The following is a 23,355-nucleotide window of genomic DNA, read 5'->3' on the forward strand; positions in this document are numbered from 1 at the left end:
ATGCGTAGCTGCCAGTCTGTTCACAACTGAGGGGGAGCGCTGATGGTGCTCCGGAGTTGCTTGAACAGGGTAGAGTCAATGAAAGTTCTTTGGATTGAAGATCAGGAGCCGGTCCGGGACATGCTGAACATCGCGGCTGACAAGGCTGCGCGGGCGCGTGTCCAGATCGACCTGGTCCTGGCTCACACCCTGATGGAGGCCGAGCGCCGCCTGAGGCTTGAGCGATTCGATCTGGTGATCACCGAATTGACGCTGCCGGACAGCTATGATGGCGACATGACCATTGCGCGTATCGCGAATATGGGCGGTCACCGGATCGCTGTCTCCACAGCCAACCCCGACCGCGACAAGATTGTCGAGACGGCTGTGCGCTGCGGCTGCAATATCGCCCCGCAACCGGTCTTCAAGGCGGGTCTGCCCTATAACCGGTTCATCCAGCGCCCGGAAGCGATGCTCGATTTCATGTTCGACCTGATGGAGAATGCAGGCGCGCAATCCTCGCGCACGGCCGCCTGAGACAGCGCACCACACAAAAACTCCATGCGTTTCAGGACTGCTTGAGCTAGGCAGAAGACATGGAGTCCTTATCGCTATTTCCGGCAACGCTGACGCTTGTCGCGGCGAATGTGCTGGCCAGCCTCTATGCGTGGCTGAACCCGGCCTTCCTGATGTCGAATGTGTTCGATATCGCGGCGATCCGTGAGAAGCGCGAATGGCACCGGCTTGTGACATCCGGCTTCCTGCACCTGAACACATTCCACCTCTTCATCAACATGTTCGTGCTGTTCCAGTTCGGCGCTGTTGTTGAAACCACGATCGGGACGGCGGGCTTCCTCATCGTCTACGCCGCCTCGCTGCTGGGCGGGAATCTCTGGGCGCTGCTGGAGAATTTCCGGACGCCCACCTATCGGGCCCTCGGCGCCTCGGGCGCGGTATCAGGTGTCGTTTTCTCTTTCTGCCTGTTTGCGCCGCTGACCCTGCTCTGGATCTTTTTCATCCTGCCTCTTCCGGCATTCGTCTTCGCCGTCCTGTTCATCGTGATCAGCACCATACTGGCGCAGCGCGAGAACCGCATGTTCGGGCATGAAGCGCATATTGGCGGCGCGCTGGCCGGCGTCCTCGCAACCATCGCCGTCGAGCCGGCATCGCTGTCCTATTTCGCCAGCCAGGTCTCGTCTTTCTTCGGAGGGGGCTGAGCCATGAGTGTTGAAGACGCCTATCGCCAGCGCGTGAAGGCCGGGCAGCTCAGCGAAGACCCGGCCCAGCTCGCCGCTGCCCGCCAGCTGGACGGCGTGCTCGACCGCATCCGCAATGCGCCATCCGGCGGCCTTTTCCGCAAGCCGCCGCACATTCGCGGCCTTTACCTCTGGGGTGGTGTGGGCCGCGGAAAATCAATGCTGATGGACCTGTTCCATGAACTGGCCCCCGTTGCATCCAAGCGCGTCCACTTCCACGAATTCATGGGCCGGGTGCATGACGAGATGAACGCCTGGCGGGAAATGGACGAGGGTGAGCGCCGCCGAGCCGCTCACCGGGTGAAAGGTGCCGGCAGCGACCCGATCCCGCCAGTGGCGAAATTGATCGCGTCCGAGGCGAAACTGCTCTGCTTCGACGAGTTCCAGGTCACCCAGATTGCCGATGCCATGATCCTCGGGCGCCTGTTCGAGCACCTGTTCGAGGACCGCGTCACCGTCGTCGCGACCTCGAACCGCCATCCGGACGATCTCTACAAGGATGGGCTCAACCGCCAGCTCTTCCTGCCCTTCATCGAGATGATCAAGGCACAGTGCGAAGTCTTCGAGCTGTCGTCGGAACGCGACTACCGACTTGAACGCCTCACCGAGGCGCCTGTCTGGCACGTCCTGACGGGTGCCGATGGCGAAGCCCGGCTCGATGAGGCCTTTGACCGGCTGACGCTGGGCGCGCATCCAAACCAGTGCTTCCTGCATGTGAAGGGGCGCAAGATCCTGGTGCCCAAGGAAGCGGCCGGCGTCGCGCGCTTCACCTTCTCAGAGCTGTGCGAGAAGCCACTCGGCGCGCGTGACTATCTCGCCATCGCGGCCAATTTCCACACTGTCCTGCTGGGCGGCGTGCCCACGCTGTCACCGGACAAGCGCAATGAGGCCGCCCGCTTCGTCGCCCTGATCGATGCGCTTTATGAGGCCCGCGTCAAACTTGTTGCCACGGCAGCGGCAGAGCCCGACGATCTCTACCCATCCGGCGATGGCAGTTTCGAATTCCAGCGCACGGCCAGCCGCCTGCATGAAATGCGCTCGGAGGAATATCTGGCGCTCGAACATCGCGTGCCCCCGCGCGCGGAAGACCTGGAGCGAGACGCCAAATAAAAACCCCCGCCGGCTGGCAGGGGTTTTCAGAAACACAGTGTGTTCAGCAGGCGCGCGACTAGACGCCGAAGCCCTTGAACTTGTCCTTGAAGCGCGACACGCGGCCACCGCGGTCGATGTTCTGCTGGCCGCCGGTCCAGGCCGGGTGGACCTTCGGGTCGATGTCCAGCACGAGGCGGTCACCTTCCTTGCCGTAGGTCGAACGGGTCTGGTACTCGGTTCCATCAGTCATGACGACAGTGATGAAGTGATAGTCGGGATGGCCTTCGGCTTTCATCGTCTCTAGTCCTTCGCGTCAGCGGCCAATCGCGTTACCTGCGCGCATTGGCCTCTGTGAAATTCGGAAAGCGGCGTCATAAGGGAAAGTCGCCACGCCTGCAAGGGGCTGACGGCAAGCAAGGTGCAATGGAATGAGCGAGACGAGCGACAGCGTAACCGAAGACCGCCGGGAAACGGCGTCCGATGACGCGATCAAGAACCGCCCGAAGGCCCGCAGCATCAAGCCGCTGGCCCTGCTCTGGCCATATGTAAAGCGCCATATCGGACTGGTCCTCATTGCCCTGGTCTTCCTGGTCGTGGCGACCATGGCATCGCTCGCCATCCCCTTCCTGTTCGGTGAAGCTGTCGATGCAGGCCAGGGCGGCGCAAGCGGCGCAGAACTGCTGGCGACGATCGACCGCTATTTTCTCTATGTCCTCGCCGCGGCGGTAGCGATGGGCGTGCTGAGCGCGCTGCGCTTCTACTTCGTTTCCCGTTTCGGCGAACGGGTTGCCGCCGACCTGCGGACCGATCTCTATGCCAAGTTGCTCAGCCTGTCGCCGCGCTTTCATTCATCGATCCGCTCGGGCGAGGCAGTCTCGCGGCTGACGGCGGACGTCTCCCTGATCGAGACCTTCCTTGGCTCATCGGCCTCGCTGGCCTCGCGCACGCTGCTGTCGACGACCGGTGCCATCATCATGATGCTGGTCACCAACTGGCAGCTCGGTGGCACGCTGCTCCTGATGATCCCGCTGGCCATGCTGCCTGTCCTCGTGATCGGGCGCATCATCCGGGGCGCCTCGAGCAAGGCGCAGTCGCGGCTGGCCGAAGCCGGGGCCGATGCGAGCGAAGCGCTGGATGCGATCGAACTGGTTCAGGCCTATGGGCAGGAAGAACGCCGGCGGCTGTCCTTCACGGCCGCCGCAGAAGCCGTCTTCAAGGCCGGGCTGAAGCGCATCACCGCGCGCGCCTTCATGATCCTGGCGGTCTCGATCATGCTGCTGGGCGGTATGGTGGGCATCCTCTGGCTCGGCGCCCGCGCTGTGGCGAATGAGACCATGACACCGGGTGAGCTGACGCAGATGATCCTCTACGCCTTCTATGCCGGTTCGGGTTTCGGCATGCTGGCCGAGGTCTGGGGCGAGGTGATGCGCGCAGCCGGCGCCTCGGACAGGGCAAGCGAAATCCTGAAGGAAACGCCCGACATCCGCGCCCCGGAACAGTCTGCCCCGCTCGCCAGCCCGTCCACAGGCCATCTCGTCTTCGACCAGGTCGGCTTTGCCTATGACACGGGCGACCTGCCGGCGCTGAAAGACTTCTCGCTAGACATTGAGCCCGGTGAATTCGTGGCGCTGGTCGGCCCGTCGGGCGCTGGCAAGTCGACGGTCTTCCGGCTGGCCCTGCGCCTGTTCGACCCGCAGTCGGGGCGTATCCTTGTCGATGGCGTCGCCGCTGCCAGCATCGACCCCGCCCTCTGGCGGAGCCTCTTTGCCTACGCCCCACAGGAATCGGCCCTCTTCACCGGTACGGCGCGTGAGAACATCGCCTTCGGGTCGGTCGGCCCGGTCAGCGACGAAAAGCTGGTCAAGGCTGCGAAGATGGCTGAGGCGTGGAGCTTCCTGGAGGAGAAAGGCGGCCTCGACGCACATATCGGCCAGAAAGGGCGCTCCTTGTCGGGCGGCCAGCGCCAGCGCATCGCGCTTGCCCGCGCGCTGGTCCGCGAAGCGCCGATCCTGCTGCTGGATGAGGCCACCTCCGCCCTCGACAGCGAAAGCGAACGGCTGGTGCAGAAGGCCATCTCCACGGCAGCCGAAGGGCGCACGACGCTCGTCATCGCGCACCGCCTGTCGACTATCCGCCGGGCCGACCGGATCGTTGTCATGGACAAGGGCGCGATCGTCGAACAGGGCACACACGATGCGCTCGTCGCACAAGGCGGGCTCTATGCGCGGCTGGCCGAGATGCAGTTCGCCGCTCAGGCGGCGGAGTAGGCCTTAGTCCTCACCGAAAGCCTTGGCCTTGCGCAGGCGCTCCTTGAGCTTCGGCAGGATCGCTTCGTTCGCGGCGATGATATTGCCCGTCGTCTGGACGTCGCCGCCATCGATTTCCTCGACCTGGCCATAGGCCTCGCGCACCAGCACGATGCCAGCGGCGATATCCCACGGCTTCAGGCCGCGCTCCCAGAAGCCGTCGAACCGTCCGGCCGCGACATAGGCAAGATCCAGCGCCGCCGACCCATAGCGGCGAATGCCGGCCGTGACGGGGGTGACAGACGCGATTTCCTGGGAAAATAGGCGGTGGGCATGCTCGCCCTTGCCGACCCAGGGCGTCCCTGTCGCAAAGACGCCTTCCTCAAGGCGCTTGCGGCCCGCAACGATCAGCTTGCGCTGGTCGAGCCAGGCGCCGCGGCCCGTCTCGGCCCAGAAGATCTCATTCTTGGCGACATCATAGACGACACCGCAGAACAGATTGCCCTCGCGTTCCAGCGCGATGGAGACCGCATAGTGCGGCTGGCCGTGCAGGAAGTTCAGCGTACCATCGAGCGGATCGACGATGAAGCGGTTGGACTTGTCCGTACCCTCGACCACGCCACGCTCTTCCATGACGAAGCCATAGCCGGGGCGCGCCTTGGAGAGGCTGTCATAGATGATGTCCTCGGCGCGATGGTCCGCGTTCGAGACAAAGTCCGCCGGTCCTTTCTTGGAGATCTGCAAATTCTCCACCTCGCCAAAGTCGCGCGCAAGCGAGCGACCGGCCAGGCGGGCAGCATTGATCATCACGGTTCCGACGGGTGAGGGTTTGGACATATCAGACCTTAGTCAGCGCGTTTGAGATAGGTCGTGTCGGAGGTCTGCACGACAATGCGCTCGCCCACGCCCACGAATGGCGGGACCATCACACGGATGCCGTTCTCGCAGACCGCCGGCTTGAAGCTGTTGGCCGCTGTCTGGCCTTTCACGACCGGCTCGGTTTCCTCGATGGTCAGGATCACCTGGTCGGGCAGGGAAATGCCGATCGGCTTTTCCTCGTAGAATTCGATGACCACAGTCATGCCATCCTGCAGGAAGTCGCCCTGGTCGCCGATGAAATCCTTCTGGATCTCGATCTGCTCGAAGGTCTCCTGATCCATGAAGGCATAAGCCTCACCGGCATCGAACAGGAACTGGTAGTCGCGCTGCTCGAGGCGGACCTTCTCCACGGTCTCGGAGGAACGAAACCGCTCATTGAGCTTCGATCCGTTGATCAGGTTGCGCAGCTCGACCTGGTTGAACGCGCCGCCCTTGCCGGGCTTCACAGAGTTCGTTTTCACGGCGCGCCAGACGCTGCCCTGATGCTCGATCACGTTCCCCGGCTTGATTTCATTGCCATTGATCTTGGCCATCTTCGTAGAGACTCCTGCTGGTCCTAGTGGGCGCGAGGTAGCCGCGTGGCCCGCACTGGTCAAGAAGCGGTTGGCTGCTTGTATGGACACTCACTGAATTTTCAGCTTTCTTCTGAATGACTTGCAGCAGGCCAGCGCAACGGGGAAACACATGGATATGCTGTCGAATTTCCTGAGCTTCGAGAAACCAATGGGCGAGGTGCTGACCAAGTTCCTCTTCTATGTCGGGATCATATTCATCGTGCTCTGGGGCCTGCGCACCGAGTGGCATTGGATCATGTATTTCGACAATGACTGGGACCGCGCGCTCTGGGGCGTCATCTGGACACCGATTGCCACCATCCTGCGTCTGCTGGCCCTGCGGGTCGGTGCAGAGCTCGTCCTGTCGGTCCTGCGGCTAGACAAGACGAAGGCCTAGAACGCGGCCTCGGCCTCATCCAGCGCGGCATTGAAAGCGGCCACGGCGGCGGCCGGACCATCGGCGTGCGACCAGACGGCTGCGCTCACCGCCACGAAATCAGCCCCCGCCAGCGATATCTTTTTTGCGGTGTCCGGCGTGATCCCGCCGATGGCGACGCACGGAATTTCCATCACGGCCTGCCACCAGGAGAGCAGCTCCGGCTCGGCGGGCACGGTGTCGGCCTTGGTCTGGCTTGGGAAGAACGCCCCGAAGGCAACATAGTCGGCGCCCTGCTCACCAGCTTCCATGGCCACATGACGTGAGTTCTTCGCCGTTGCACCAATGATCGGTGCCTTACCGAGGCGCTTGCGTGCATCCTTCACCCGCATGTCGAGATGGCCGAGGTGAACACCGTCCGCCCCGATTTCGGCGCAGACACCGACGCTGTCATTGATGATGAGCGCGATGTCGCGGTCCCGGCAAAGCGGCAGCAGCGCCTCAGCCACGGCCTTCGTCTTCGCCTCGTCCACCTGCCCGTCCGGCTTGATGCGCACCTGCAGGCAGGCCACGTCGCCGCCTTCCAGCGCAGTCTCGAACAGGCGCACGAACCCCGCCACATCCTCGATGTCCGGCGGGGTGATCAGGTAAAGGCGCGTGCGCTGGCGTTTCGGCTCTGTCATGGCGCCCTGACTAGACCGCCGGGCGCGAAGAGGAAAGCCCGCTCAGCTGAAGTCCGGCGTGAAGCGGATATTGTCTTTCTCCAGCCCTTTCAGGACGACGTCGAGCCCGCCTGACTTGATCATCCCTTCGAGGCGATGGTCGCGGTATTCGCGCTTGAACAGGCCCGCTTCGACAGCGCCGCTGACATCCTGCATGCCGGAGATGGAGTCCAGGGCTTCCTGCGCGGCCGTCGAAACGCTTGGGCGGGCCATGGCCCGGGCCTGCCAGGCGGCCAGCGCGCTGCCTTCAGGCGGGGTGAGGCCGAACCCAGCCGAACCGTTCACATAAGGAATAACCGAGAGATCGCCCCAGCCGAAGGTCTCACCATTGAACCAGTCGCGCCGGCCCAGTTCGCGCTCCAGCCAGGCATGCAGCCCGGCCACCTGCTGGGCGGCGCGGGCCTCGATCTTTTCCTTCAGCGCACCTGTTGCACGCTTGAAGTGGTTGAGCTCGCCCAGCCCCCAATTGATCGGCTCGTAATGGCAGTCCATCACATCCTCGATGATGCGCACCCGCGCACGGTCGGCAGGGGCGGCCGGCAGCATGGGCGGGGTCGGCCATTTGTCTTCGATATATTCAAGGATCACCGTCGAATCGAAGATCGCGGTATCGCCATCGCGCAGCAACGGGACCTCGCCGCGCGGATTGCCGTTCATGAACTCGTCCGGCGTATCACCTGTCCCGATACCGCTGGGCAGGCGGGTTTCGAAATCGATGCCTTTCTCCCGGAGCGAGATCTTCACTTTCTGGGCATAGGGCGAAAGTGGGTGTTCGTAGACGATCAGCATAAGGTGTCCTTCCTTTTCGCGAAGGACTGGGCCTCTCGTCGCCTTGCGGAAAGCAAGCCTATTTCGGTTTGTGAATCCGTTTTGTGCTGGCGGGGTATTTCTCCAGCGCTTCGCCCTTACGGCGCGGCCGGGGCGAGAACCCGCCGCCGCAATTGGGGCATTCGCCCTTGTGGACGTCGCGCACGCACGCCTGGCAGAAGGTGCATTCGAACGAGCAGATCATCGCGCCGGTCTGGTCGGCCGGCAGGTCCTTGTCGCACGTCTCACAGGAAGGGCGCATTTCGAGCATGCCGACAGCCTAAGCGAGACACGAAAAAAGGCAGCCCCGAAAGACTGCCTTTTCGCTTAAACATTTGTCAGGCTTGGATCAGCCCGCTTTCGAGGCCTGGTAGATGCTGTCGATCGATTCGCCGAGTGTCTTGTTGAAGTCTTCATCGCTTTGCTGGGCCGAGAGGCCTTCGGTCAGGGCGCGCGAGAAGCTGGCAATCATGCCAGTATTCTTCGACAGGCGCTCGCACGCCTCTTCGCGCGAATAGCCGCCGGACAGGGCCACGACGCGCATCACGCGCGGATGGTCGACCAGCGGCTTGTAGAGGTTTGCCTTTTCCGGAAGCGTCAGCTTCAGCATGACCTGCTGGTCGGCGCCCAGGGCATCGAGCTGCTGCTTGATCTCGGCAAGCAGGATCTCTTCGGCTTCGGCCTTGTCTGCGATGGAGATCGTTACTTCCGGCTCGATGATCGGGACCAGGCCGTGCTGCAGGATCTGGCGGCCGATATCGAATTGCTGGTGGACGACGGCTGCAATGCCGTCCTTGTTCGCCGCGTCGATGACGGAGCGCATCTTGGTGCCGAAAATGCCCTTGGCGACGGCCCGCTCAAGCAGCGCGTCGAGATCCGGCATCGGCTTCATGACCTTCACGCCGTTCTTTTCATCCGCCAGGCCCTTGTCGACCTTCAGGAACGGCACGACGCTGCAGGTTTCCCAGAGATACTTCGCGGTCGGCACACCATCGATATCGCCGTCCATGGTACGCTCGAACAGGATCGCTCCCATGACCTTGTCGCCATTAAAGGCCGGCGACTTGATGATCCGCGCGCGCATCTCGTGGATCAGGCCGAACATCTCCTCATCATTCGAATAGGCGTCTTCCTCGATGCCATAGAGGCGAAGCGCCTTCGGCGTCGAACCGCCCGACTGGTCGAGCGCGGCAATAAAGCCGTCTTTTTCCGCTGCCTGCTTTGTCATTTTTTCGTTTTGCATGGGTCCGTCTCTTGTTGTCCCGGGAGTTAAGTCATTGAGTTGCGCCAAAACGAAACGCCCCGCGATTCCAACGGGAATCGCGGGGCATCTGACCTGGCTTGTCTGAAATTGGTTGGTAGCGCTACCAGCATGTTGGCTCCGGCCCCCGCTTCAAGATCTACCTGAAACGGCGGCTTTCGAACCGTCATGTCTATCCCTTTAGCGCCTCAACACCTGGCAGTGCCTTGCCTTCCATCCATTCAAGAAATGCGCCACCGGCGGTGGAGACAAAAGTGAAATCGTCGGCCACACCGGCATGGTTGAGGGCCGCGACCGTATCGCCGCCACCAGCGACCGCGACCAGCTTGCCCGCCTTGGCGCGCTCGCCAGCGGCACGGGCAGCTGCGACCGTCGCCTTGTCGAAGGGCTCGATCTCGAATGCCCCGAGCGGGCCATTCCAGACCAGCGTCTTGGCCGCATCCATGGCGATCGTGATGATGCCTACCGTCTGCTGGCCGGCGTCGAGGATCATTTCGTCGTCCGCCACGTCGCCGACCGGGCAGGTGCGATGCGGGGCGTTGGCAGCAAATTCCTTCGCCACGACGACATCCTGCGGCAGGATGATGTCACAGCCCGCTGCCTTGGCATTGGCTTCGATCTCGCGGCACGTACCGGCAAGGTCATGCTCGCACAGCGACTTGCCAACGGGCTGGCCGCGCGCAGCGAGGAAGGTGTTGGCCATGCCGCCGCCAATCGCCAGAGCGTCGACCTTGCTGACAAGGTTCTTCAGGAGGTCGATCTTGGTCGACACCTTGGCGCCGCCAACAACGGCCAGCACGGGACGCTCAGGATTGCCGAGTGCGGCTTCCAGCGCGTCGAGCTCCCGCTCCATCGCCCGTCCGGCATAGGCCGGAAGCTTGCGGGCCAGCGCCTCTGTCGTGACGTGGGCGCGGTGGGCCGCCGAGAAGGCATCATTGACGTAGAGGTCGCCCAGCTTCGCCATTTCCGTGGCGAGCGCCTCGTCATTCTTCTCTTCGCCCGGCTTGAAGCGCGTATTCTCCAGCAGGACGACGCCGCCGCCCTGGATGGAGTCGATCGCGTGCTGGGCCACTTCGCCGACACAGTCAGCAGCAAACGCGACCGGCGCCCCGAGCACGCCCGCAAACGCTTCGGCAACCGGCTTGAGGCTGAGCTCCGGCTTCACTTCACCCTTCGGCCGCCCGAAATGGGCGAGCAAAGCGACTTTCGCGCCCTTGCCTGACAGGGCATTCACCGTGTCCAGCGCGGCGCGGAGCCGGGTGTCGTCGGTCACCTTGCCATTGGCGACCGGCACGTTGAAGTCCACGCGGACCAGCGCCGTCTTGCCGGCCAGATGGTCCGCGTCGTCGATGCGTTTGAAGTCAGTCATTAAGACGCTCCGGGGTGTCAGCTAGATGAGTTTCGCCATGGCGATGGCGGTGTCGCTCATCCGGGTCGAGAAGCCCCACTCATTGTCGTACCAGGACAGGACCGAGACGAGCGTGCCGTCCATCACCTTGGTCTGGTCGGTATGGAAGACCGAGGAATGCGGGTTGTGATTGAAGTCGATGGAGACGTTCTTCACATCCGTATAACCGAGGATGCCCTTGAGCGGTCCATCGGCGGCGGCGCGGATCGCGTCGTTGATTTCCTCGACCGTCGTGGCGCGCTTGGCGATGAACTTCAGGTCGACCACCGAAACGTTCGGGGTCGGTACGCGGATGGCAAAGCCGTCCAGCTTGCCATTCAGCTCCGGCAGGACGAGGCCGACAGCCTTTGCGGCGCCGGTCGAAGTCGGGATCATCGAGGTCGCTGCCGCGCGGCCGCGATAAAGATCCTTGTGCATCGTGTCGAGCGTCGGCTGGTCACCCGTATAGGAGTGAATGGTCGTCATCATCCCCTTCTCGATACCGATGACGTCATTCAGCACCTTGGCGACCGGCGAGAGGCAGTTCGTCGTGCACGATGCGTTGGAGACGACCATGTCATCCTTGGTCAGCACGTCATGGTTCACGCCATAGACGATCGTCTTGTCAGCGCCCGAGGCGGGGGCCGAGACGAGAACGCGCTTGGCGCCCGCCTCAAGGTGCATCGACGCTTTCTCCTTGTCGGTGAAGATGCCGGTGCATTCCATCGCGATATCGACATTGTTGGCTGCGTGCGGCAGCTCTTTCGGGTCGCGGATCGCCGTCACCTTGAAGGACTGGCCACCGACCTTGATCGTGTCGCCATCGACCGTGACGTCCATTGGCAGCGTGCCGTGGACGGAGTCGTATTTCAGCAGGTGCGCATTGGTTTCGACAGGGCCGAGATCGTTGATCGAAACGACCTCGATATCCGTGCGCCCATGCTCGAGGATCGACCGCAATACATTCCGGCCAATCCGGCCAAATCCGTTGATGGCTACACGAACCGCCATGTTTTCCTCTCCATTCAAGATAAATGTCGCGTCCGCAGAATTGCGGCTTTGCGCCGGGGTTTAGACGCCTCGCGCGCGCACGTCCAGCATTGCCCTAGAGAAGGGGGCCTTGTGTCGCGCTTTCTGCCGCATTTTTTGACGCTCGGCGGATGCATCCGGACAATCTGTAGCTAACCTGCGCCTCTGGATTCCCGGCGGCCGGTCAACATTTCCGGGCAAATACTGTCAGCTCACCTCTGCAGTTCAAGCTACAGAATAGACCACCTTTCGACAGTAAAGTTAAACCTAAATTTCAGAAATTCTTGCCAGGGTAACAGACAATCGGATTCGCAGTTCCGGAAGATCGTTGGGAGGGGCGTCCCGAATTGTTGAAGTTCATATCAGAACGGGTCGGCAGTCTCCTGGCTGTTCCGAAGAACAAACCGGAACTCGTCAAGGCACAGTTCCAGGTCTTCTCGCGTCAGGTCCCGATGATGTACGGCGTCGTCCTCGTAAATGCCTGGGCGCTGACCGTGGTCTCCTGGGGCTCCGCGCCCCGATGGCTCACGCTTTATGTACCCGCGGCCTTTTCGCTGATTTGCGTGATCCGTCTGCTGAGCTGGTGGAAATCCAGACATGAATGCCCGCCAGCCGAGGTTGCCCGCAGAGCGCTGGTTCGGACCAATATTCTCGCTGCGGTGATGGCACTGTCAATCACGGCTTGGGCGCTGACCCTGTCGCAATTTTCGTCGCGGGAAATCGACAGTATCATCGCCTTCTTTCTCGGCATCACCGGCGTCAGCGTCGTCATTTGCCTCCTGCATATGAGATCGGCCGCCTTCATCGTGGCGATTGGCGCGAACATTCCCTTCGTCGCAATGTATAGCCTGTCCGATTCACCATCTCATGTTGCCATGGCGTTCATCATGCTTGTCGTGGTGATCTCTCTGGTAGTGGTTGTATTCGTGCAGTCCGGACACTTCGCCAGTTCGGTCGAGGCACAAACCAAGCTTGAGGCTGCAAACCGGGAGAATTTCCGGCTGGCCAATCTCGACAGCCTGACAGACCTCAGCAATCGCCGGCAGTTCTTTGCCCACCTGGAGGAAAAGTTTGCAGAAGCGCAGGCCAATGGAACGCGCCTTGCCGTGGGCGTGCTCGACCTGGATGGGTTCAAGCCGGTCAACGATGTCTACGGTCACGCTGTCGGCGATACCTTGCTGACCGATGTCGGCAAGCGCCTTGAGGCCTTTTCTGGCGAAAGAATGCTGGTCGCCCGGCTGGGCGGGGACGAATTTGCGCTGATCTTTCCCGATTGCGGCAGCAATCAAGACGTCCTGGCCCAGGGCGAGCGTATCTGCGCGCAGTTACGCGCCCCCTTCGTGATGCCCGAAGCGACGATCCGCATCACGGGGTCGCTTGGTCTCGCGATTTTTCCGGACACCGGGACGAGCGCGCAGGATCTGTACGAAAAGGCCGATTACGCGCTCTACAGCAGCAAGCGCGAGAGCAGGAGCCGCGCGATGCTGTTCTCATCCAGGCATGTCCTGCAGATCGAACAGAGCACCCGCATCGAACGGGTCCTGCGCGAGGCGGACCTTACCAGGGAACTGGCGGTCTACTTCCAGCCTATCGTCGACAGCCGTACAGGAAAGGCGGTGGCCTTCGAAGCGCTGGCACGATGGACCAGTCCCGTTCTCGGCCGTGTATCGCCGGCACTGTTCATACCCGTCGCTGAACGCGCCGGCCTTGTCCAGAAACTGACGCGGGTCCTGCTGGAGAAGGCGCTCGCCGCCGCAGAACAGTGGCCCGACGAGATGCGCCTGTCCTTCAACCTTTCGACGCATGATATCAGTTCGTCCGAGGGGATCGTGAGGATTCTGGGGATCATCAGCGCCAGCGCGATCGACCCCAAACGCATTGATCTTGAAATCACTGAAACTGCGATGATGTACGATTTCGATCAGGCCAAGGCCGCCGTCGAGCTTTTGCGGCAACTTGGATGCGGCATTGCACTCGATGATTTCGGCACCGGCTTTTCCAGTCTCAGCCAGCTGCACGCTCTGCCGCTGACCAAGATCAAGATCGACCGCAGTTTCGTTTCCTGCATCGACAAGACCCCGGCAAGCCACAAGATCGTGAAGTCGCTGCTCACCCTTAGCCGCGACATGGGCCTGGACTGTGTGATTGAGGGCGTCGAGAAGAAGGAAGAGCTGGCGGTTCTGGAAAAACTGGGCGGCCGGCTGATCCAGGGCTATTTCTACGCGCCACCTGTCCCGGAAGCCGAGGTCGCCCGCTTCTTTCCAGAGCCTCGCCTCAAACAATCAGCGGTCTGACCAGGCGTCGAATCGCGGTGCTCAGTCAGCCTTGACCTTGACTGCCCCGGCTGCTTTCCGCGCCCGCTCGCGGGCCGTTTCGACACTGTCAGCACCCGCAACTGCCACGCCCATGCGCCGGCGCACGAAACTCTCCGGCTTTCCGAAGAGGCGCAGCTGCGACTGCGGGACCGAAAGCGCCGTGTCGAGGCCCTCGAACGTCACGCCTTCTGCATCAACGCCGCCATAGATAACCGCGCTGGCACCGGGCGTTGAAAGGCTCGCATCAACCGGCAAGCCGAGGATCGCACGCGCATGCAGGGCAAACTCGCTCTGGGCTTGCGTAGCCAATGTGACAAGACCGGTATCGTGGGGCCGGGGGCTGACCTCCGAGAACCACACCTCGTCTTCCTTCACGAACATCTCCACCCCGAACAGGCCGAGCCCGCCCAGCGCGTCGGTGACCTTGCTGGCCATGTCCTTTGCGGCCCTCAGCGCCGCCTCGCTCATCGGCTGAGGCTGCCAGCTCTCGACATAATCGCCGCTTTCCTGGCGGTGGCCGATGGGCTCGCAGAAGACCGTGCCATTGGCGGCGCGCACCGTCAGCAGCGTGATCTCGAAGTCGAAATCGACCTCGCCTTCCACGATGACGCGCGTTTCGCGCTTGCGCCCGGCCTCCAGAGCATAGACCCAGGCATGGTCGATCTCCGCCGGGTGCTTCACATGCGACTGGCCCTTGCCGGAGGACGACATGACCGGCTTCACGAACACCGGATAGCCGATCTTGTCTGCCGCTTCGGCAAGCTCATCGCCGGATGATGCAAAGGCGTACGGGCTGGTCGGCAGGCCAAGCTCCTCGGCTGCCAGGCGGCGGATGCCTTCGCGGTTCATGGTCAGCTGCGTTGCCCGGGCCGTCGGCACGACCGTCGCGACGGCCTCCATCTCGATCTTTGCCAGCTCATTTGTGGCAATGGCCTCGATCTCGGGCACGATCAGGTGAGGGCGCTCCTGTTCGACCAGGGCGCGCAGGGCCGCCGGATCGGTCATGTCGATGACATGCGAGCGATGGGCGACCTGCATGGCGGGCGCGTTCGGATAGCGGTCGACCGCGATCACTTCGGCGCCATAGCGCTGCAGTTCGATGACGACTTCCTTGCCAAGCTCGCCCGACCCCAGCAGCATGACCCGCGTGGCGGACGCGGTTAGCGGCGTACCGATCGAAATCATGTCAGCGCTCGTCCTGGCCGGTTTCAAACAGGCTGATGCCCTGCCCACGGCTGAAGCGTACGAGCATGTAGGCCAGCAGGCCGACCGGCCCGAAGATGAAGGTGGCGATCAGGCAGGGCGCCACAGCCAGGTGCGGCAGGCCGCGGCGCATGGCATCCCGGCCGATCCACGCGCCGACGAAGAGGTCAAAGACGAGGTAATGGGACCAGCCGATGATCACACCGTTCGGGTGGTCGAACAGGGCCGAAACACCGGCGATCGAGGTGAAACCAACGCCGTCTGAGGACACGCCGAAAAAGAGCGACGCGATCAGGCAGATGGCGTAGATTGAGCCGAGTGCGAGCGGATAGATGCCGGAATGCACGACGATCTGCGTCGTGCGCCAAGTCGGCCCCAGAAAAAGCAGCAGCCATGCGGGCACCACCACGGCATTGATCAGTGTGAACAGTAATTCCCAGGTCATCAGCGAGCTCGCCCCTTCCTTCAGCCTGATGCGGGCCAAGAGCCACAAATCACGCCCGGATGGAAGGGGCGAAAGCAAATGACGCGTCAGGCGTATTCCGGGACCGGGCCGCGATACACAGATTTGGGGCGGACAATCCGCTTTTCGCCAATCTGCTCGCTCGCATGAGCGATCCAGCCGAGTACACGCCCGGTCGCGAAGATGGCGGTGAAAGCTTCACGCGGAATGTCGAGCGCTTCGAGCAGGACGGCAGTGTAGAACTCGACATTCGTTTCCAGCCGTCGGTTGGGATACTTCCGCGCCAGGCGTTGCAGCACGACTGTCTCGATATGCTCGGCGAAGGCGATCCGCCCGGCCGTGCCCGGCAGTTTCGAGACGGCTGCCTTGAGGGCGTCGGCTCGCGGGTCACGGACCCGGTAGACGCGGTGGCCAAACCCCATCAGGCGCTCGCCGCGCGCCAGCGCTGCATCGATCCATCTCTCGGCCGCATCCGGCGTTCCGATATCGTCCACCATGTCGAGAACCGGGCCGGGCGCACCGCCATGCAGCGGGCCTTTCAGGGCCGAGATACCGCCAAGCACCGCTGAGCCAAGCCCGGCGCGTGTCGAGGCGATCACCCGGGCCGCAAAGGTCGAGGCGTTGAGGCCGTGGTCGCTGACCGTCGCGAGATAGGCATCCAGCGCCCTCGCCTCCGCATCGCTGGCGGGTGTGCCCCGCATCATCCGGAGCAGGTCCTGCGCCTGCGACAGGGCGGGGTCAGGCGCGATGAGCGGCAGGCCCTGGCCATGACGCACAGCCGCCGCCGTGAAGACCGCCGCCGCAGCCGGAAAAGCGATGGCGTCATCAAAAGCCTCGCTATCGTTCAGCAGCGACCATCCGGTGCGCAGCGCCTCGACCACGCCGCTCTCCATCGGAAAGGTGCCGACAAGCGCGAAGGCTGCCGCGCGCGCTCGGCCAAGCTGCGCCTGGATCTCTGCATCGTCACCGAGTTCGGGAAAGAATCCGTCCCAGAGCAGGCCGAGGACGGCCGCATACGGCTTGTCTGCTGCGAGTGTTTCCACGGGCCAGCCCCGGATGATCAGGCGTCCAGCCTGCCCGTCGACATCCGACAGGACGGTTTCGGCGGCGACGATGTTCTCAAGTCCACTATCCATGACTTTTCTCCTTCTCTGCGGCGAGAAATGGCTATGGAGTCTGGTCAACGTCAATCTTGATCAATATAATCAATGTATGAGCTGGCTGACCCGCGATGCTGCCCTTGCCCGTCTCGGCGTGAAGCCGCAGACGCTCTACGCCTATGTCAGCCGCGGGCTGATCAGGTCGCAGCCCGCTGAAGACGATCCGCGATCGAGCGTCTATTCCGGGTCCGATATCGACGCCTTCCTGAAACGGCGGCGCACAGGCCGGGCGCGTAGCGCGATTGCAGAGGGCACCATCGCCTGGGGCGATCCGGTCATGCAGACCGCGATTACGACCGTGCGCGACGGCCAGCTCATCTATCGCGGAACGGACGCGGTAACGCTCGCTGAAACTGCCACGCTGGAAGAAGCCGCCGCCCTGCTCTGGCAAGCCGATAGCCTTGATACGACCTCGACGCTGCAATCACCGGCGCGCGGCGAGACGGGCAAGGCGCGCTTACTGTCATGGCTGGCGACCCGGGCCGCAAGGGATCTGCCGGGTCATGGCCGCAGCCCGGCCGCACTCACACGGGACGGCGCGGTCATTCTCAATGGCGCCGCCGAAGCGATCACCCGGTCATCCGGCCCGGACGCCTTTCACAGCCGGCTTGCAAGCTACTGGCTGGTCCGGGACGAAGCGGGCGACCTCATCCGCAGGGCGCTCGTACTGGTTGCCGATCACGAACTCAACCCGTCCACCTTTGCCGCGCGCGTGGCTGCCTCGACGGGCAGCTCGCTGGCCGCGGCCGCGCTGGCTGGATGCGCCACACTGACCGGCCCAAGACATGGTGAAGCGTCGGCCCGTGCGCTCGCCTATCTGAAAGCCGCGTGCCGCGACGGCCCTGAGGCGGCGCTCGGCGCAATCGCGGCGCGGGGAGAATATATGGCTGCTGTCGGGCACGCGCTTTATCCCGATGGCGACCCCAGGGCGCGAGCACTGCTCGACTGGATGGGTCTAGGGGACCCGCTCAAGGCCGCCATCGAGGCCGCGCAAGATGCCTCAGGCAAGCTGGCCAATGTCGACATGGCGCTCGCGGCGCTCACCCTGAAGCTTGGCCTTCCAGATGATGCGCCTTTCCTGCTGTTCGCGAGCGGCCGGATTGTCGGCTGGCTGGCGCACGCCATGGAACAGCTGACCTCGGGCCAGCTGATCCGTCCGCGCGCAACCTATACCGGTGACTAGACGAGTGCCTCGGCGGCGGCCACGACACCGTCGGTGGTGATGCCGAACTTGTTGTAGAGGTCCTTGTAAGGGGCGCTGGCACCGAAGCTGTCCATGCCGACAAAGCCGCCATCATGCCCGATCCAGCGGTCCCAGCCGAAGCGGACACCGGCCTCGACGGCCACCTTGGGCAGCTCACCACCCAGCGTCCGGCTTTGATAGGCAGCATCCTGGGCTTCGAACAGCTCCATGCAGGGCATGGAGACGACGCGCGCACCGATCCCCTTGGCTTCAAGCGCGGCTTGCGCTTCGACGGCAATGCCGACTTCCGATCCGGTTGCGATCAGCACGACTTTCTCGTCGCCCTTCGCCGGTGAGAGGACATAGCCGCCACGGGCCGAGAGGTTCTCTTCGACATGCTCGGTCCGCACGCTGGCAACACCTTGGCGCGTCAGCGCGATGGTCGACGGGCCGGTCTGGTTCTTCAGCGCCAATTCCCAGCATTCCGCCGTCTCGACACCGTCCGCCGGGCGGAAGACCAGCATGTTCGGCATCGCGCGCAGGCTTGCGACCTGCTCGACCGGCTGGTGGGTCGGGCCGTCTTCGCCGAGGCCGATGGAGTCATGGGTCATGACATGCACGACCTGCGCGCCCATCAGCGCGCCGAGCCGGATGGCCGCGCGGGAATAGTCCGCGAAGACAAGGAAGGTGCCGGAATAGGGGATGATCCCCTTGTGCAGCGACATGCCGTTCATCGCGGCCGCCATGCCATGTTCGCGAACGCCATAATGGATGTAGCGGCCGCCCCAGTTCGCCGGTGTCATCGGCTCAGTGGCTTTTGTCTTGGTGTTGTTCGAACCGGTGAGGTCCGCCGAACCGCCGACCATTTCCGGGACAGCCTTGGTCAGCTCTTCCAGCACAGCGCCGGACCATTGCCGGGTCGCCTTGCTCTCGCCGCCTTCGACAACCGCTTTCTTGTGCGCGCTCACGACGGCGGAGATGTCACCGATCTCGCCGGCAATCGCCTTCTCAAACGCGGCCTTGTCCTTGGACGCGGCAAGCCGGGACGACCACTCGGCATGCAGCGGCTGGGCGTGCGCCCCTTCGCGCTTCCAGGCATGCTCGATGTCTTCCGGAATCTCGAAGGGCGGATGGTCCCAGCCGATATTCTTGCGAATACCAGCCACTTCGTCGGCGCCGTACGGGCCGCCATGCGCCTTGCCCGTGCCGGCAAGGGTCGGCGCGCCATAGCCGATGATCGTCTTGCACGCGACCATGACGGGCTTGTCCTGCTTCTGCGCCCATTCCAGCGCTTCGTAGATCTCTTCGGTGTTGTGGCCGTCAATCTTCTTCGTCGCCCAGCCAGCCGCTTCGAAGCGCTTGCACTGGTCGGTATTGTCGGAAAGGTCGGTCGAGCCGTCGATGGTGACCGCGTTGTCGTCGAACAGCACGATCAGCTTGTTGAGCTTCATATGCCCGGCGAGCGTGATCGCTTCCTGGCTGACGCCCTCCATGAGACAGCCATCGCCCGCGACGACCCAGGTCTTGTGATCAACGAGATCGTCCCCGAAGCGCGCATTCAGGTGGCGTTCGGCAATCGCCATGCCGACGGCCGTCGCTATGCCTTGCCCGAGCGGTCCGGTCGTCGTCTCGACACCGGGAGTCACGAAGTTCTCAGGGTGGCCGGGCGTCTTGCTCCCGAGCTGGCGGAAATTGCGGATGTCTTCCCGGCTGACGCTGTCATAGCCTGTCAGGTGAAGCAGCGAATAGATCAGCATCGAGCCATGGCCAGCCGACAGGACGAACCGGTCGCGGTCTGGCCAGGCTGGATCGGCCGGGTCATGCTTCAGGTAATGCGTCCATAGGATGGTAGCGATATCAGCCATGCCCAGCGGTAGACCGACATGTCCTGATTTGGCCTGTTCGACCGCGTCCATGGAAAGAGCTCGGATGGCGTTCGCCATGTCCTTGTGTTCGACTGACATGATCATTCCCCGTTGTTTGTTTCGCTTTGGACGGGTGCAGGCTTTGCTGTCAACCTGCTTGGCGATTTGGCCTGCATCCTGCTATCGGAAAATGTCATGGACAAAGTCAACGCTGCTGCAGATCGCCTCGATTCCGCGCTGTCCCGTTTGGAGGGCGCACTCGAAAGCCTTTTCGAGAGGGCTGGCGACCCCGGCGTTGTGCGCCGGGAGCTTGAAGCCATGGTCGCCGATCGTGCACGTCTGGCCGACGAACTGGATGCTTCGCTCGCCCGCGAACGCCAGCTGCAGGCTCTCGCCGACGAAGCCTCCGAAGCGCTCGGCGCGGCCATTGAGGAAGTGCGTGCGGCCCTGAACCGGGAAGGATCAAGCTGATGGCCAAGGCGGACATCACGATTCGCGGACGCGACTACTCGGTCGCCTGTGCGCCGGGACAGGAACAACGCCTGGTCGCCCTGTCGAAAAATCTCGACAAGCGTGTGCGCCAGATTGCCGAAGCGGTCGGAGACATAGGCGAAGCGCGCCTGCTTCTGGTTGCAGCGCTGTCGCTGCTCGATGAGCTGGAAGCGGCCCATCGTGGCACACCGGCAGACCTGTCGCAGCAAAAAGCGGCTTCGGCGCTGGCCGACGCGGCCGCCCGGATCGAGGCGCTCGCCGAACGCATCGAGGCCGGCCAGTGACGCGCCAGCGCGATCTCAGCGTCCTCATCCCCTTCTACAATGAAGCCGGAAACGTCCTTCCCCTGATCGACGAGGTTCACGCAGCCCTCGACGGGCTCGACTATGAAATCGTCTGCGTCAATGACTGTTCGGATGATTCGACTGGCGACGAACTCGCCGAAGCGCAGGCCGCCGCGCCTGAGCGAATTATCGTGCGCACCCATGTCCAGCGGGCGGGCAAGTCCGCTGCCCTGATGACAGGCCTAAGGGCTGTCAGCGGCCGCTGGACGCAGCTGCTCGACGGCGACGGACAGAATGACATCGCCGATACGCGCCGCCTCTGGGACGAGATCGTCGCGCCTGGCGGGACCGGCAAGCTCGGCCTGATCGCGGGCAAGCGAAAGAGCCGCAACGATTCCGGCTTCAAGTGGCTGCAGTCTCGCGTCGCCAATGGCATTCGCCGGTTCATGCTGCGTGACGATGCGACCGATACCGGCTGCGGCTGGAAGCTGATGCGCACCGATGCCTTCCGGGAGCTGCCCTATTTCGCCTCCATGCACCGCTTCCTGCCGGCGCTGATGAAACGTGCAGGCTGGGAGGTCCGGGAGGAGCTGGTAAATGACCGCCGGCGCTGGCATGGCGCGTCAAAATACGGCTTCCTGGGCCGGCTCGGCGCCGGAATTTTCGACCTGTTCGGAGTCTTCTGGCTGGTGCGGCGCGGCCAACCCGGCATTGCCGCCGAATGGGATGATCCGCGCGCAGGCGATCAGGCAAGCGAGGCGAAGAAGTCCTCATAAAGAGCGGCCGCTTCGGCTTCGCAAAGGCCCGTCTCGACGCTGATTCCGGCCGCCTCGATCGCGGCCTTGCCGCCGGAGCCCTTGGGGTGCTTGTCCATCACCGCAATCACGACGCGCGACACGCCTGCCTCGATCAGGCGCTTCGAGCAGGCCGATTCGCCATTGGTGCGTTCACGGCAGGGCTCGAGCGTGACATAGGCGATCGCGCCCTTGGCACCGCGGCCCTGCAGCGGGCCGAGCGCCATCTCTTCGGCATGCGGGCGCCCGCCATCAGCGGTCGCGCCTTCCGATATCCTGCGGCCATCGGGCCCGACAATGACACAGCCGACGGAAGGGTTCTGGCCGGTCCGGCCATGTTGTGCACGCGCCAGCTCGATCGCCCGTCGCATATGCCCTTCATCCTGTGTCTTCATTCGAACACCACCGTTCTTATGCCATTCAGAAACACTCGGCCTTCCGCGTGTGCCGTAACAGCACGCGAAAGGACACGCGCCTCGATGTCGCGGCCAATCTCCGCCATGCGCTGCGGCGTGAGACGATGATCCACGGGCGAGACATCCTGCGCAATGATCGGACCTTCATCGAGGTCGGCTGTGACGTAATGTGCTGAAGCGCCGATCAGCTTGACCCCGCGCTTGTGCGCCTGGTGGTAGGGTTTGGCGCCCTTGAAGCTCGGAAGGAAGGAATGGTGAATATTGATGCACCGGCCTTCCAGCTCCCGGCACAGGCCATCCGAAAGCACCTGCATGTAGCGCGCAAGCACAACGAAATCGCTTTGCGTCTCTCTGATCAGCTGGCGCAGCCTGTCCTCGGCCTCCAGCTTTGTGTCCCGCGTGACCGGAACATAATGAAAGGGCAGCTCATGGCGCTCAGCCAGCCAGCGGCCATCCTCATGATTGGATACGATCGCCGTGATCTCCGCGCCGAGCTGGCCGCGCCGGTGGCGATAGAGCAGGTCGTTCAGGCAGTGATCGCCCTTCGACACCATGATCAGTGCACGCGGCCGGTCCGCCTTGCGGCGCAGCGACCAGGTCATGGAGCGCTTCTCGGCCAGCGCATTGAATCCGGCCTCGAAGGTCGCGCGGTCGAAGCCATCCGGCGATTCGAACTCCACCCAGATAAAGAAGCGGGCGGTGTCGCTGTCGCCGAAATCCTGGCTCTCGATCACGTTCAGGCCGGCGCGTGCGATATAGCCCGCCACATCGGCGAGAATGCCGATCGCGTCGGGCGCAGCCGCGCGCAGGATGTAGCGTGAATTCGGCAAGGCCTGTTCGTCCTCAGCCCGGAATGGCTGGCAGCTCGGTCGCCCGCGAGGCATCAAGGTAGCGCGCGCTGATCGGCTTCAGATTGTCATCGAGCTCGATCAGGAGCGGGTTGCCGGTCGGGATCTCAACGCCGGTGATCGTCTCATCAGGGACCTCGAACAGATGTTTGACCAGCGCGCGCAGCGAATTGCCGTGGGCCGCGATCACCGTATCGGTGCCCGATTTAAGGACGGGTGCGATCGATTCGTGCCAGAATGGCAGGACGCGCTCGAGGGTGAGCTTAAGGCTTTCAGTGTCCGGCACATCGACCCCGTCATAACGCGGGTCACCGGACAGATCATACTTCGAGCCCTTCTCCAGCGGCGGCGGCGGGGTGTCATAGGAGCGGCGCCAGATATGGACCTGTTCATCGCCATGCTTCTCGGCGGTCTCTTTCTTGTCGAGGCCCGTCAGCCCGCCATAGTGACGCTCATTCAGGCGCCAGTTCTTTTCGACCGGAAGCCAGACCAGGCCCATTTCCGTCAGTGCCAGCCAGAGCGTGCGGATCGCGCGGGTCTGGACACTGGAAAAGGCCTGACGCGGCGCAAATCCGGCCTCGCGCAGCAGCTCTCCCGCATGCCGGGCTTCGGCTTCGCCCTTCTCGGTCAGGTCTGCATCCCACCAGCCGGTGAAGCGGTTCTCAAGGTTCCACTGGCTCTGGCCATGGCGGATCAAGGCAAGCGTTGGCATCGGTCTTCCTGTCTCAAATTCTGCAAGTTGCC

26 protein-coding genes are annotated in these 23,355 nt (G+C 63.0%); 10 read left to right on the plus strand and 16 right to left on the minus strand.

Translation table 11 applies throughout. From position 1 onward, the window contains the following. Window positions 1-78: 78 nt before the first annotated feature. From D1223_RS06415 to zapE, 3 genes are read left to right on the plus strand one after another with little or no spacing between them, the layout of a single operon-like run. On the plus strand, window positions 79-516 hold the full coding sequence (locus tag D1223_RS06415; RefSeq protein WP_119375598.1) for a DNA-binding transcriptional response regulator: 438 nt from the start codon (window positions 79-81) through the stop codon (window positions 514-516). Window positions 517-575: 59 nt separating this feature from the next. Further along, entirely contained in the window at window positions 576-1,196 is a 621-nt protein-coding gene (locus D1223_RS06420) for a rhomboid family intramembrane serine protease (RefSeq protein WP_119375599.1), read from the plus strand. A 3-nt stretch (window positions 1,197-1,199) separates the two neighbouring features. After that, window positions 1,200-2,345, plus strand: a complete 1,146-nt coding sequence (gene zapE / locus D1223_RS06425) for a cell division protein ZapE (protein ID WP_119375600.1) — start codon at window positions 1,200-1,202, stop codon at window positions 2,343-2,345. 58 nt (window positions 2,346-2,403) lie between these two features. Here zapE and rpmE read toward each other — a convergent pair whose 3' ends face one another. Then, complete coding sequence (gene rpmE / locus D1223_RS06430; RefSeq protein WP_119375601.1) at window positions 2,404-2,622, minus strand: 50S ribosomal protein L31; 219 nt, start codon at window positions 2,620-2,622, stop codon at window positions 2,404-2,406. 133 nt (window positions 2,623-2,755) lie between these two features. Between rpmE and D1223_RS06435 the strand changes: the two genes are divergently transcribed. Continuing rightward, window positions 2,756-4,594 carry an ABC transporter transmembrane domain-containing protein gene (locus D1223_RS06435; RefSeq protein WP_119375602.1) on the plus strand — a complete coding sequence of 613 codons (1,839 nt, stop codon included), beginning with the start codon at window positions 2,756-2,758 and terminating at the stop codon, window positions 4,592-4,594. A 3-nt stretch (window positions 4,595-4,597) separates the two neighbouring features. Here D1223_RS06435 and D1223_RS06440 read toward each other — a convergent pair whose 3' ends face one another. Beyond that, window positions 4,598-5,410 carry an inositol monophosphatase family protein gene (locus tag D1223_RS06440; RefSeq protein ID WP_119375603.1) on the minus strand — a complete coding sequence of 271 codons (813 nt, stop codon included), beginning with the start codon at window positions 5,408-5,410 and terminating at the stop codon, window positions 4,598-4,600. Between the two features lie 8 nt (window positions 5,411-5,418). Continuing rightward, window positions 5,419-5,985 carry an elongation factor P gene (efp, locus tag D1223_RS06445; RefSeq protein WP_119375604.1) on the minus strand — a complete coding sequence of 189 codons (567 nt, stop codon included), beginning with the start codon at window positions 5,983-5,985 and terminating at the stop codon, window positions 5,419-5,421. Between the two features lie 151 nt (window positions 5,986-6,136). Here efp and D1223_RS06450 point away from each other — a divergent pair, with 151 nt between their 5' ends. Then, window positions 6,137-6,403, plus strand: a complete 267-nt coding sequence (locus D1223_RS06450) for a DUF4282 domain-containing protein (protein WP_119375605.1) — start codon at window positions 6,137-6,139, stop codon at window positions 6,401-6,403. Here D1223_RS06450 and thiE read toward each other — a convergent pair. The 6 genes from thiE to gap form a co-directional block, all read right to left on the minus strand. Further along, window positions 6,400-7,065, minus strand: coding sequence for a thiamine phosphate synthase (gene thiE, locus D1223_RS06455; RefSeq protein WP_119375606.1), 666 nt, complete (start codon window positions 7,063-7,065; stop codon window positions 6,400-6,402). The two genes, D1223_RS06450 and thiE, sit on opposite strands and share 4 nt — an antisense overlap. 42 nt (window positions 7,066-7,107) lie before the next feature. Continuing rightward, on the minus strand, window positions 7,108-7,893 hold the full coding sequence (locus D1223_RS06460) for a glutathione S-transferase family protein (protein WP_119375607.1): 786 nt from the start codon (window positions 7,891-7,893) through the stop codon (window positions 7,108-7,110). A gap of 58 nt (window positions 7,894-7,951) precedes the next feature. Then, window positions 7,952-8,182, minus strand: coding sequence for a DUF1272 domain-containing protein (locus D1223_RS06465; protein ID WP_119375608.1), 231 nt, complete (start codon window positions 8,180-8,182; stop codon window positions 7,952-7,954). A 78-nt stretch (window positions 8,183-8,260) separates the two neighbouring features. Further along, entirely contained in the window at window positions 8,261-9,154 is an 894-nt protein-coding gene (locus D1223_RS06470) for a fructose bisphosphate aldolase (protein ID WP_119375609.1), read from the minus strand. 190 nt (window positions 9,155-9,344) lie between these two features. Next, on the minus strand, window positions 9,345-10,541 hold the full coding sequence (locus D1223_RS06475) for a phosphoglycerate kinase (RefSeq protein ID WP_119375610.1): 1,197 nt from the start codon (window positions 10,539-10,541) through the stop codon (window positions 9,345-9,347). A 21-nt stretch (window positions 10,542-10,562) separates the two neighbouring features. Continuing rightward, window positions 10,563-11,570 carry a type I glyceraldehyde-3-phosphate dehydrogenase gene (gene gap, locus D1223_RS06480; protein ID WP_119375611.1) on the minus strand — a complete coding sequence of 336 codons (1,008 nt, stop codon included), beginning with the start codon at window positions 11,568-11,570 and terminating at the stop codon, window positions 10,563-10,565. Window positions 11,571-11,938: 368 nt separating this feature from the next. Here gap and D1223_RS06485 point away from each other — a divergent pair, with 368 nt between their 5' ends. Next, on the plus strand, window positions 11,939-13,882 hold the full coding sequence (locus D1223_RS06485) for a putative bifunctional diguanylate cyclase/phosphodiesterase (protein ID WP_233353061.1): 1,944 nt from the start codon (window positions 11,939-11,941) through the stop codon (window positions 13,880-13,882). Between the two features lie 21 nt (window positions 13,883-13,903). Here the strand turns inward: D1223_RS06485 and purT are convergent, their stop codons facing one another. Genes purT through D1223_RS06500 form a run of 3 tightly spaced genes read right to left on the minus strand, consistent with a single transcriptional unit; the run spans window position 13,904 to window position 16,705 of the window. Continuing rightward, a complete protein-coding gene (gene purT, locus D1223_RS06490; RefSeq protein ID WP_119375612.1) occupies window positions 13,904-15,088 on the minus strand; it encodes a formate-dependent phosphoribosylglycinamide formyltransferase in 1,185 nt (394 codons plus the stop codon). Window position 15,089: 1 nt separating this feature from the next. Further along, window positions 15,090-15,590, minus strand: a complete 501-nt coding sequence (locus D1223_RS06495) for an ABA4-like family protein (RefSeq protein ID WP_233353062.1) — start codon at window positions 15,588-15,590, stop codon at window positions 15,090-15,092. 47 nt (window positions 15,591-15,637) lie between these two features. After that, window positions 15,638-16,705: a citrate synthase/methylcitrate synthase gene (locus tag D1223_RS06500; RefSeq protein ID WP_119375613.1), complete on the minus strand. Its 1,068-nt coding sequence runs from the start codon at window positions 16,703-16,705 to the stop codon at window positions 15,638-15,640. 76 nt (window positions 16,706-16,781) lie between these two features. Here D1223_RS06500 and D1223_RS06505 point away from each other — a divergent pair, with 76 nt between their 5' ends. Continuing rightward, window positions 16,782-17,912, plus strand: coding sequence for a citrate synthase family protein (locus tag D1223_RS06505; protein ID WP_119376058.1), 1,131 nt, complete (start codon window positions 16,782-16,784; stop codon window positions 17,910-17,912). Here D1223_RS06505 and tkt read toward each other — a convergent pair. Continuing rightward, the gene (tkt, locus tag D1223_RS06510) at window positions 17,909-19,882 is read right to left on the minus strand and encodes a transketolase (RefSeq protein ID WP_199288196.1); all 1,974 of its coding nucleotides are present in this window, start codon (window positions 19,880-19,882) and stop codon (window positions 17,909-17,911) included. The two genes, D1223_RS06505 and tkt, sit on opposite strands and share 4 nt — an antisense overlap. Window positions 19,883-19,972: 90 nt before the next feature. On the opposite strand from tkt, the gene D1223_RS06515 reads away from it, so the two are divergent. From D1223_RS06515 to D1223_RS06525, 3 genes are read left to right on the plus strand one after another with little or no spacing between them, the layout of a single operon-like run. Next, window positions 19,973-20,248 carry a DUF4164 family protein gene (locus D1223_RS06515; RefSeq protein ID WP_119376060.1) on the plus strand — a complete coding sequence of 92 codons (276 nt, stop codon included), beginning with the start codon at window positions 19,973-19,975 and terminating at the stop codon, window positions 20,246-20,248. Beyond that, window positions 20,248-20,553 (plus strand): cell division protein ZapA, encoded by a 306-nt coding sequence (locus tag D1223_RS06520; protein ID WP_119375614.1) that lies wholly within the window; start codon window positions 20,248-20,250, stop codon window positions 20,551-20,553. Before D1223_RS06515 ends, D1223_RS06520 begins: the two co-directional genes overlap by 1 nt. Next, complete coding sequence (locus D1223_RS06525; RefSeq protein WP_119375615.1) at window positions 20,550-21,329, plus strand: glycosyltransferase family 2 protein; 780 nt, start codon at window positions 20,550-20,552, stop codon at window positions 21,327-21,329. The genes D1223_RS06520 and D1223_RS06525 overlap by 4 nt, the downstream gene beginning before the upstream one ends. On the opposite strand, the gene D1223_RS06530 is transcribed toward D1223_RS06525, so the two are convergent. The 3 genes from D1223_RS06530 to gpmA are packed head-to-tail and all read right to left on the minus strand — an operon-like array spanning window position 21,299 to window position 23,323. Then, window positions 21,299-21,742 (minus strand): bifunctional diaminohydroxyphosphoribosylaminopyrimidine deaminase/5-amino-6-(5-phosphoribosylamino)uracil reductase RibD, encoded by a 444-nt coding sequence (locus D1223_RS06530; protein ID WP_119375616.1) that lies wholly within the window; start codon window positions 21,740-21,742, stop codon window positions 21,299-21,301. The genes D1223_RS06525 and D1223_RS06530 overlap by 31 nt on opposite strands. Then, a complete protein-coding gene (gene purU, locus D1223_RS06535) occupies window positions 21,739-22,647 on the minus strand; it encodes a formyltetrahydrofolate deformylase (protein ID WP_119375617.1) in 909 nt (302 codons plus the stop codon). The genes D1223_RS06530 and purU overlap by 4 nt, the downstream gene beginning before the upstream one ends. After that, a complete protein-coding gene (gene gpmA, locus D1223_RS06540; RefSeq protein ID WP_119375618.1) occupies window positions 22,607-23,323 on the minus strand; it encodes a 2,3-diphosphoglycerate-dependent phosphoglycerate mutase in 717 nt (238 codons plus the stop codon). The genes purU and gpmA overlap by 41 nt, the downstream gene beginning before the upstream one ends. Window positions 23,324-23,355 lie beyond the last annotated feature (32 nt).

The sequence above is a fragment of the Henriciella mobilis genome (genome assembly GCF_003576285.1).
GTDB classification, from domain to species: Bacteria; Pseudomonadota; Alphaproteobacteria; order Caulobacterales; family Hyphomonadaceae; genus Henriciella; species Henriciella mobilis.